This is a genomic window from Citricoccus sp., from assembly GCF_032154715.1.
GTDB lineage: Bacteria > Actinomycetota > Actinomycetes > Actinomycetales > Micrococcaceae > Citricoccus.
Map to the genome: position 1 here is coordinate 25,728 of NZ_JALDXU010000028.1, position 7,831 is coordinate 33,558.

The following is a 7,831-nucleotide window of genomic DNA, read 5'->3' on the forward strand; positions in this document are numbered from 1 at the left end:
GGCAAACCTCAGCGCGACCCGAACGTGAACCCATCACCACTCGCCATCGCCCCCACCGACCATGCAGGCCATCCACCACGCGGATGTCTGCCAAGAAAGGGATGAACCATGGACACCACCGTCTTCACCACCATCGAATCCGAGGTCCGCAGCTACAGCCGCGGCTGGCCCACCGTCTTCACCCAGGCCAAGGGCGCCGTCCAGACCGCCGAGGACGGCACCGAGTACCTGGACTTCTTCTCCGGCGCCGGCGCGCTGAACTACGGGCACAACCACCCGCTGCTGCAGAAGGCCTTGGTCGAGTACATCGCCAGCGATGCCCCCGTGCACTCCCTGGACATGATGACGCCGGCCAAGCGGGACTTCCTGCAGACCTTCAGTGACGTCATCCTGAAGCCGCGCGGACTGGACTACAAGGTCATGTTCCCCGGCCCCACGGGGACCAACACCGTGGAGGCCGCCCTCAAGCTGGCCCGCAAGGTGACCGGCCGCCAGCACATCCTCTCCTTCACCAACGCGTTCCACGGCATGACGCTCGGCTCGCTGTCCGTGACCGGCAACTCGATGAAGCGCAAGGGCGCCGGCATTCCGCTGACCAACAGCTCGAAGATCCCGTATGACGACTACTTCAACGGTGAGATCGAGGACTTCATGTGGCTGGAGCGTGTCCTGGAGGACTCCGGCTCCGGCGTGGACAAGCCGGCCGCCATCATCGTGGAGACCGTCCAGGGTGAGGGCGGTGTGCGTGCCGCCCGCCTCGAGTGGCTCAAGCAGCTCTCGGATCTGTGCGGCAAGCACGAGATCCTGCTGATCGTGGACGACGTCCAGGCCGGCTGCGGCCGGACCGGCACCTTCTTCAGCTTCGAGGAGGCCGGCTTCACCCCGGACATCGTCTGCGTCTCCAAGTCGATCTCCGGTTACGGCCTGCCGATGGCCTTGACCCTCTTCCGCCCCGAGCTGGACGTGTGGGAGCCCGGCGAGCACAACGGGACCTTCCGCGGCAACAACCCGGCGTTCGTCACCGCCACCGCCACCCTGAAGGAGTTCTGGGCCGACGACTCGTTCCAGAAGGGACAGCTGGCCGAGGCCATCGCCACCGTGCACGGCGCCCTGGAACAGATCGCCGCCTCCGTGGACGGTGCCTCCGTCCGCGGCCGCGGACTGCTGGCTGGCCTGTGCTTCGCGGACACGGAGGTGGCCAGCAAGGTGGCCGCCGAGTCCTTCCGGAACGGCCTGCTCGTGGAGACCTCCGGTCCCGACGATGAGGTCCTGAAGCTGATGCCGGCCCTGACCACCCCGAAGGACCAGCTGGAGCGTGGCATGGGCATCATCGCCGCGGCCGTGGCCACGGTGACCGGCACCGACGTCGCCTATCAGCCGGGAGCCGGCACGCTCGCCGCCGCCTGAGCCCCTCGGCGCCCCGGCGCTTTCCTCCACGGCACCGACGGCGGTACGTTATGCGGCACACGCCGCACCGGCCGCCGTCGTGCCCCCCGCAGATGTACCAACCGTCCTGACCGAAAGGAATCCACATGCTGGTGACCAACCTGAATGACCTGAATGACACCGAGCGCGACATCAAGTCGGAGACCTGGCGCTCACGCCGCATGGTGCTGGCGCGTGAGGGCGTCGGCTTCTCCTTCCACGACACCGTGATCTACGCCGGCACCACCTCGACGTTCCACTACGCGAACCACATCGAGGCCGTGTACTGCGTGCAGGGCGAGGGCACCCTGACCAACGAGGTGACCGGTGAGGTGCACGAGCTCAAGGACGGCACCATGTACCTGCTGGACGGCAACGAGAAGCACACCGTGCGCGCCACCACCGAGCTGCGGATGGCCTGTGTCTTCAATCCGCCGGTGACCGGCCGCGAGACCCACGATGCCAACGGTGTCTACCAGCTCGTCTTCGAAGAGGGCTCGGACCGCAAGGTGCCGAAGAAGGCCAACGTCGAAACTGAAGCGATGGCCTGATCGCCTGACGGGCGGAGACCGGTACCGATCGGTACCGGCCCCGCCGAGCAACAGTGGCCCGGTACCCCCGAACTCCCCTTGCGGGGGATCGGGGTGCCGGGCCACAGTGGTATGTGGGGTGACGGGGCATAGTAGGGCCCGCACCCGAGTGGTGAGAACCACCGAAACCGCGCAGAACACCGAAGGATAGGAGAAGACCGATGACTGCAACGGCAACGCAGCACAGAATCGACACCTACCCCACCCGGAACAATGGTGAGGTCAAGGTCATGCCCCGCGAGGATGCGGTGGTGTGGGGGTCCGCGTCAGAGGGTCCGCTGGACCAGGCGACCCTGGACGGGTTCGACGCCCGCGGGTATCTGTCGATCGACCGGCTGGTCAGCGACGACGAGGTGGCGGAATTCCACCGAGAACTCGATCGCCTCTCGCACGACCCGCAGGTCCGGGCCGATGAGCGCTGCGTGATCGAGGCCAGCAGCCGTCAGGTGCGCTCGGTCTTCGACGTGCACCGCATCAGCCCGGTGTTCAAGAAAATCGCCAACGACCCGCGGGTAGTGGACCGGGCGCGGCAGCTGCTGGGTTCAGACGTGTACATCCACCAGTCCCGCGTGAACTTCAAGCCCGGCTTCGAGGGCAAGGAGTTCATGTGGCACTCCGACTTCGAGACGTGGCACGCGGAGGACGGCATGCCCGCCCCGCGGGCCGTCAGCATCTCGATCTCGATGACGGACAACTATTCCTACAACGGGCCGCTGATGATCATGCCCGGCTCGCACCGCGAGTACGTCTCCTGCGACGGGGCCACTCCGGAGGACAACTACCTCAAGTCCCTGGTCATGCAGGGTGCCGGGACCCCGAGCAAGCAGATCCTGACGGACTTCTACGACCGTTACGGGATCGACGTGCTGGAGGGCCAGGCCGGCGGGGCCGTCATGTTCGACAGCAACTGCATGCACGCGTCCAACGGCAACGTCACCCCGTTCCCGCGCTCCAACGTGTTCATCGTGTTCAACTCGGTGGAGAACACGATCGAGGAGCCGTACGCCGCGGCCAGGCCACGGCCCGAGTTCGCCGGCTCGACCGATTTCACGCCGGCCGGACTGCGCTGACAGCACCCGGGCAGACACCACTTTGCGGGCAGAAACAACCGGTTGTTTCTGCCCGCAAAGTTGTCTGGCGGCGGTGTGACTCCCGATCGGGCTGGGGAGGTGGCCCGGAGGGCCTACGCCTTCCGGTCCTCGTGGGTTGCCTCGTCGACCAGGGGCGCGTCCTCCGGGTGTGCGGCCAGGTGCTCGCGGTGTGCCTCGTCCACGTGCAGGTCGGATCCCTCCACGGACTTCGGCACCAGGGACACGGCCACAAAGGAGACGATGGCCAACGCGGCGATGTAGACGCCGATGGTCCAGCTGGCACCGGTGCGGTTCAGCAGCAGCTGGGCGATCATCGGGGCGAAGGCGCCGCCGATGATCGAGCCGAAGGCGTAGCCGATGGACACCCCGGAATAGCGGACGTTGGCCGGGAACATCTCGGCGTAGAGCGCGGACTGCGGGCCGTACGAGGGGCCGAGGCCGATGGTGAGGATGACGATGGCCAGGGTGAACAGCGGCAGTGAGGCCGTGTCCAGCAGGAACCACATGGGGATCGCCCACAGGATGATGATGCCGTAACCGATCTGGAAGGTGCGGATCTTGCCGATCCGGTCACCGAGCCGGCCGCCCAGCATGGTGAAGGCCAACCAGCCGAGGCCGCCGATGAAGGAGGCCACGAGCGTGGACTCCCGGCTCATGCCCAGCACGTTGGCCCCGTAGGAGGCGAAGAAGGCGATGACCAGGTAGCCGGCCGCGTTGTTGGCGGCGAAGATCAGGGCGGCCAGGATGACGTTCTTCTTGTGGTTCTTCAGGAGCACGCCCAGGGGAGCGGCCGACTCCTTCTTGCGCAGCTGCATCTCCTTGAACACCGGGGACTCGTCCACGGCGCGGCGGATGAGGTACCCCACGAGGATCAGCACCACGGAGGAGAGGAAGGGGATGCGCCAGCCCCAGGCCATGAAGGCCTCCTCGGACATGGAGCTGGTCAGCAGCGTCATGAAGGCGGTGGCCAGCAGCATGCCGATCGGGACACCGATCTGCGGGTAGGAGCCGAAGGTGCTGCGCAGGTTGCGTGGAGCGTGCTCGACCGACATCAGGGCGGCTCCGCCCCATTCGCCACCGGCGGAGAAGCCCTGCACGATGCGCAGGAAGATCAGGAGGATGGGCGCCCAGACGCCGATCACGGCGTGGGTGGGCAGCATGCCGATCAGGGCCGTGGCCCCGCCCATGCCGACCAGGGTGATCACCAGGATCATCTTGCGTCCGTATTTGTCCCCCAGGTGACCGGCGACGATGGCGCCGAGCGGACGGAACAGGAAGCTGATGCCCAGGGAGGCCCAGGAGACCACCTGGGCCAGTGGGGCGTTCTCCGCGGCCAGCGGAGCGAAGAACAGGGGCGCCAGCACGAAGGCCGCGGCCTGGGCGTAGATGAAGAAGTCGTACCACTCGATGGTGGTGCCGACGAGGGTGCCGGCGAGGACCTTGCGCTCCTCGGGGCTGCGCCGCGGGCGGGCTGCCGCTGCGGTCGGTGAATCTGCCATGGTGAGCTCCAGATGACGGGTGGGATGCTGAGGACGGTGCGGATTAGTGACTGACCGTTCGGTCACCGCACGATGATAATCCACTCTTGTGAGTCACGCCACAACCACCTCGCGGCAGTTTGCCTGGTTGACCCCGCCCGCCGAGGGTGCGAATCTCATAGTGAACGATTGGTCGGTAATTCTCTGCTGTCCGGCCAGTGAACCCCTGCGTCCCCCTCGAACGGAGCCGAAGTGAGCGAAGCATTCCTGATCGGAGGTGCCCGCACGCCGGTTGGCCGGTACGGGGGTGCCCTCTCCTCCGTCCGGCCGGACGACCTGGCCGCCCTGGCCATCCGCGCCGCCGTCGAGCGGTCCGGGCTGGACCCGGCCTCGGTCGACGAGGTCATCTACGGCAACGCCAACGGCGCGGGCGAGGAGAACCGCAATGTCGCCCGGATGGCCTGGCTGCTGGGCGGCTACCCGGACCACGTCCCCGGCATCACCGTCAACCGCCTCTGTGCCTCTGGCATGAGTGCCATCCAGATGGCCACCCACATGATCCAGGCCGGTGCCGCCGAGATCGTGGTGGCCGGCGGCGTTGAGTCCATGTCCCGCGCGCCCTGGGTCATGGAGAAGCCCACCACGCCGTTCGCCAAGCCGGGCGAGGTCGTGGACACCTCCATCGGCTGGCGCTTCACCAACCCGGCTTTCCTGTCCGGGGAGTACTCCCGCGGCGGCAAGGCCACCTACTCCATGCCGGAGACGGCAGAGGAGGTGGCGCGGATCTACAACACCTCGCGCGAGGACTGCGACGCCTTCGCCGTCCGGTCCCACGAACGTGCCCTCGCGGCCATCGAGGCCGGGCGCTTCGCCGACGAGATCGTCCCCGTGACTGTCAAGGGACGCAAGGGCGCCGAGACGGTGGTGGACACCGATGAGGGACCGCGGCCGGGCACCTCGGCCGACGTCCTCGCCGGGCTGCGTCCCTTGGTGAAGGGCGGCAGCGTGGTCACGGCCGGCAACGCCTCCACCCTGAATGACGGGGCCTCCGCGATTATCGTCGCCTCCGAGGCCGCCGTGGCGAAGTACGGGCTCACGCCTCGAGCCCGGGTGCTGGCGGGCGCCTCGGCCGGGCTGGCGCCGGAGATCATGGGCATGGGGCCGGTCCCCTCCAGCCGCAAGGTGTTGGAACGCACGGGCACCGCGGTCGGCGACCTCGCCGCCGTCGAACTCAACGAGGCCTTCGCCTCGCAGTCCCTGGCCAGCCTGCGCGAGCTGGGCCTGGATGCTGGGACAGTGAACAACGACGGCGGCGCGATCGCCCTCGGACACCCGCTCGGCTCCTCCGGGTCGCGGATCGTGATCACCCTCCTCGGCCGGCTCGAGCGCGAGGCGTCCCCGGGGGCGCGGGGCCTGGCCACGATGTGCGTCGGCGTCGGCCAGGGCGCGGCGCTCCTGGTGGAGGCGGTCTGATGGCCACGCTGGACGTCCTGGATCCGGAGAGCTTCTCCACCCTGGTGGTGGATGAGGGTGAGGATCGATTGGTGGTGCGGCTGCATCGGCCTGCGGTGCGCAATGCGATCGATCAGGTGATGGTGGATGAGTTGCACGTGGTCTGCGCGTCCCTGGAGCGGGTGCCGAAGGTGTTGGTCCTGGCCGGGACCCCCTCGGACGGTGAAGCCGGGGTCAAGGGCGTGTTCGCCTCCGGGGCGGATATCGCCCAGTTGCGTGAGCGTGGCCGGGCGGATGCGCTGGCCGGGATCAACTCCACGCTCTTCGACCGGATCGCCAAGCTGCCGATGCCGGTGATCGCCGCCCTGGACGGTTACGCGTTGGGTGGGGGTGCGGAGTTGGCGTATGCGGCGGACTTCCGGATCGGCACGGCGGCGCTGCGGATGGGCAATCCCGAGACGAATCTGGGCATTATGGCGGCGGCGGGGGCGACGTGGCGGCTCAAGGAGTTGGTGGGGGAGCCGTTGGCCAAACAGATCCTGCTGGCCGGCCGGGTCCTGACCGGTGCCGAGTGCCTGGCGGCCGGGCTGATCAGCGAGCTGGTCGAGCCCGAGCAGTTGATGGACGCCGCGCACTCGTTGGCGGATCGGATTGGTGCGCAGGACCCACTGGCGGTACGGATCACCAAATCCGTGTTCCATGCCCCGCGCCAGGCTCACCCGGTGATCGACACCCTGGCCCAGTCCATGCTCTTCGAGTCCGAGGCGAAGTTCGAGCGCATGCAGGCCTTCCTCGACCGCAAGAACACCCAGACCAGCAAGACCACCCAGAAGACCAATAACCCTCCTGAGGAGCAGGCATGAGCACCGACAATTCCATGACGGCCCCGGCAGCCACGGACTCGGCAGCCACGGCCCCGGCAATTCCGGGCCGAGTCGGGGTGCTCGGTGGTGGGCGGATGGGTGCCGGGATCGCGCATGCGTTCTTGATCAAGGGCGCCGAGGTCGTGGTGGTCGAGCGTGACGAGGAGGCGGCGGCCGCGGCCCGGCAACGGGTGGCCACTTCCACCGGCCGGTCCGCTGAGCGCGGTCAGCTCGAGGCCGGCCTCGACGAGGTGCTGGGGCGGTTGACCGTGTCTGTGGACCGCGCGGACTTCGCGGGCCGGGAGGTGGTGATCGAGGCGGTCCCGGAGGACTGGGAGCTGAAGGTGGCCTCTCTGAAGGACGTCGAGCAGTACCTGGATGCCGGGGCGGTGCTGGCCTCGAACACCTCGAGCCTGTCCGTGACCGGGCTCTCGGCCGAGCTGGTGCATCCGGAGAACTTCCTGGGTCTGCATTTCTTCAATCCGGTGCCGGCCTCGACCCTGATCGAGGTCGTGGTCGGCGCCCAGACCGCCCCCGAGTGGGTGGAAGCGGCCCGGGCCTGGACCGCGGGACTGGGCAAGACCGCCGTCGTGGTCAATGACGCCCCCGGCTTCGCGTCCTCCCGGCTCGGGGTCGCGATCGCCCTGGAGGCGATGCGCATGGTCGAGGAAGGGGTGGCCAGTCCTGAGGACATCGACAACGCCATGGTCCTGGGCTACAAGCACCCCACCGGGCCCCTGAAGACCACGGACATCGTGGGGCTGGACGTGCGCCTGGGCATCGCCGAGTACCTGGCCTCCACCCTGGGTGAACGCTTCGATCCGCCCCAGATCCTGCGGGACAAGGTCGCCGCCGGCGAGCTCGGCCGCAAGACCGGTCAGGGCTTCTTCACCTGGAGCTAACCCGCGACCCGCATCCCCCATCGCGGGGTT

At 67.9% G+C, this 7,831-nt stretch carries 7 protein-coding genes; 6 read left to right on the forward strand and 1 reads right to left on the reverse strand.

Annotation, left to right across the window (positions count from 1 at the left end; all coding sequences use genetic code 11):
- Positions 1-108 precede the first annotated feature (108 nt).
- From ectB to thpD, 3 genes are all read left to right on the forward strand, one after another.
- The gene (gene ectB / locus RUH65_RS06915) at positions 109-1,407 is read left to right on the forward strand and encodes a diaminobutyrate--2-oxoglutarate transaminase (RefSeq protein WP_313816580.1); all 1,299 of its coding nucleotides are present in this window, start codon (positions 109-111) and stop codon (positions 1,405-1,407) included.
- A 125-nt stretch (positions 1,408-1,532) separates the two neighbouring features.
- Positions 1,533-1,976, forward strand: a complete 444-nt coding sequence (locus RUH65_RS06920) for an ectoine synthase (protein ID WP_115932809.1) — start codon at positions 1,533-1,535, stop codon at positions 1,974-1,976.
- 200 nt (positions 1,977-2,176) lie between these two features.
- On the forward strand, positions 2,177-3,085 hold the full coding sequence (gene thpD / locus RUH65_RS06925; RefSeq protein WP_313816581.1) for an ectoine hydroxylase: 909 nt from the start codon (positions 2,177-2,179) through the stop codon (positions 3,083-3,085).
- Between the two features lie 113 nt (positions 3,086-3,198).
- Here thpD and RUH65_RS06930 read toward each other — a convergent pair whose 3' ends face one another.
- Positions 3,199-4,605, reverse strand: a complete 1,407-nt coding sequence (locus tag RUH65_RS06930) for an MFS transporter (RefSeq protein WP_313816582.1) — start codon at positions 4,603-4,605, stop codon at positions 3,199-3,201.
- Positions 4,606-4,836: 231 nt separating this feature from the next.
- Here RUH65_RS06930 and RUH65_RS06935 point away from each other — a divergent pair, with 231 nt between their 5' ends.
- From RUH65_RS06935 to RUH65_RS06945, 3 genes are read left to right on the forward strand one after another with little or no spacing between them, the layout of a single operon-like run.
- Positions 4,837-6,057, forward strand: coding sequence for an acetyl-CoA C-acyltransferase (locus RUH65_RS06935; protein ID WP_313816583.1), 1,221 nt, complete (start codon positions 4,837-4,839; stop codon positions 6,055-6,057).
- The gene (locus tag RUH65_RS06940; protein ID WP_313816584.1) at positions 6,057-6,899 is read left to right on the forward strand and encodes an enoyl-CoA hydratase/isomerase family protein; all 843 of its coding nucleotides are present in this window, start codon (positions 6,057-6,059) and stop codon (positions 6,897-6,899) included. The genes RUH65_RS06935 and RUH65_RS06940 overlap by 1 nt, the downstream gene beginning before the upstream one ends.
- Before the next feature lie 14 nt (positions 6,900-6,913).
- Positions 6,914-7,801: a 3-hydroxyacyl-CoA dehydrogenase family protein gene (locus RUH65_RS06945; RefSeq protein WP_396179752.1), complete on the forward strand. Its 888-nt coding sequence runs from the start codon at positions 6,914-6,916 to the stop codon at positions 7,799-7,801.
- The last annotated feature ends 30 nt before the right edge of the window (positions 7,802-7,831 follow it).

Coding starts and splice junctions, on each gene's coding strand:
- RUH65_RS06930 (WP_313816582.1), bottom strand. CDS start 4,605: ATGGCAGATTCACCGACCGCAGCGGCAGCCCGCCCGCGGCGCAGCCCC.
- ectB (WP_313816580.1), top strand. CDS start 109: ATGGACACCACCGTCTTCACCACCATCGAATCCGAGGTCCGCAGCTAC.
- RUH65_RS06940 (WP_313816584.1), top strand. CDS start 6,057: ATGGCCACGCTGGACGTCCTGGATCCGGAGAGCTTCTCCACCCTGGTG.
- RUH65_RS06920 (WP_115932809.1), top strand. CDS start 1,533: ATGCTGGTGACCAACCTGAATGACCTGAATGACACCGAGCGCGACATC.
- thpD (WP_313816581.1), top strand. CDS start 2,177: ATGACTGCAACGGCAACGCAGCACAGAATCGACACCTACCCCACCCGG.
- RUH65_RS06945 (WP_396179752.1), top strand. CDS start 6,914: ATGACGGCCCCGGCAGCCACGGACTCGGCAGCCACGGCCCCGGCAATT.